An 872-nucleotide genomic window follows, 5' to 3' on the forward strand; every position below is an offset into this window, starting at 1 on the left:
AAAAGGAGACACAATGAAAACACTAGAGGAACTCAAAGCTATCTTTAGAGAAAGTGGGGACGACATAAGAGATAAGTTTTGGGAGCTTATCAAATCAAACAACCTTGAAGCAGTGAAAGAGTTTTTAAAGGATTATCCAATTCCTGAAATCTTTTTTGAAAACTGCTTTCAAAACCGCTGGACACGAAAGGTCAAACTTGAACCCTTTTTCCCTTCTCCCCTTGTGCTAGCTCATGCAGGGCTTGCGTATGAGAAAGACAAAAGTTTTGCAATGATAGAGTATTTTGAAAGCTTAGGATTAAAAGCTGATGATGAGTATGATTGGTATAATGCCTTAAGTGGTTATATTGACTGGGAAGGAAAAAATCCAAAAGTCATTGAATACTTTTTGGGTAAAGGAGCTACATTTGAAACATATACTGAATATGGAAGCGCTCCTATACATAATTGGGCAATGTTTGGTAAGCCCAAAAAACTAGAAGTTGCTCTTAAAGCCGGGGCTAATATAGAAATGAAAAGTATCAAAACGGACAATAAACTTAGAGTAGGTTGGTCTAATATCGACGCTACACCCCTATATGAAGCTGTAACAGATGATGAAAACAGGGTCGCATCTTGCACAGGAATATTAATTAAATATGGAGCGGAGGTAAATGCTGTGCATTGTTCTTTAAACGATGATGGCACTTGGTTTGCAATTCGCTCTATATTAGATGTAGCCTATGGCAGTAAAAACAAAAAGCTTCTAAAAGAAGCAGGTGCGAAGACTTGGAAGCAATTAGTCAAAGAATATAACATTGATACAAGCCTGGAACTATCCGAGCAATACAGAATCTACAATGAACTTTTGGAGAAAAAGAAAAAGGCTAAAT

Annotated in this window: 1 protein-coding gene; it reads left to right on the forward strand. The window is 36.9% G+C overall.

Annotated elements, in window-relative coordinates:
* Positions 1–13: 13 nt before the first annotated feature.
* Positions 14–872, forward strand: an 859-nt coding sequence (locus LS66_RS09960) for a hypothetical protein (RefSeq protein WP_138092139.1), incomplete at its 3' end; no start/stop codon positions are given.

Source organism: Helicobacter sp. MIT 03-1614, from assembly GCF_000762925.2.
Lineage (GTDB): Bacteria > Campylobacterota > Campylobacteria > Campylobacterales > Helicobacteraceae > Helicobacter_C > Helicobacter_C hepaticus.